The sequence below is a fragment of the Spirosoma jeollabukense genome (assembly GCF_054777855.1).
The window spans coordinates 1-538 of record NZ_BAAHAD010000111.1 but is presented as its reverse complement, the minus strand read 5'-3'; the positions used below and the strand labels follow the sequence as shown (position 1 = coordinate 538).

The following is a 538-nucleotide window of genomic DNA, read 5'->3' as shown; positions in this document are numbered from 1 at the left end:
CAGCGGGCGCAGGCCGCTGCCCTGGAATGGACTGCTGCAACGTGCAGGCCTGCAACCGGGTTGGAAACTTCCGGTGATGCTGCTGGTGCCGGGGCTGGTGCTGTCACTGACGGCCATGCTGCGGCTGGGCACTGCGTGGATGTTCCCGCTGACCCTGCTGCTGTACGCGCTCGGTTGCTGGCTGTGGATCATGCGCCGGACCACCCGGCTGCGCGCGCAGCTGCTGCACCAGCTGCCCGATTTCCTCGACAACCTGGTGCGCCTGACCGCCCTGGGCAACAGCCTGCAGGCGGCGTTCCAGGTTGCGTCGATGCAGACCAGCGCGCCGCTGCGTGGCCTGCTCGACACCACGGTGCGCTATGCCCGCAGCGGCATGGATCTGGATCGTGCGTTGTCACTCGCCGCACAGCCCTATCGCATGGATGTACTGAAGGTGCTGTCGGTGGTGATCGGCGTCAGCGTGCGCATCGGCGGCCGCTCCGACCAGATCCTGCAGCGCATGGGCGACTTCATGCGCGACCTGGAACAGGCGCAGCAG

Annotated in this window: 1 protein-coding gene; it reads left to right on the top strand. The window is 67.5% G+C overall.

All coding sequences use genetic code 11. The features are described 5' to 3' along the window. Positions 1-538 (top strand): type II secretion system F family protein (locus ACYVEA_RS34810; RefSeq protein WP_461117940.1); only part of this gene is annotated, 538 nt, incomplete at both ends.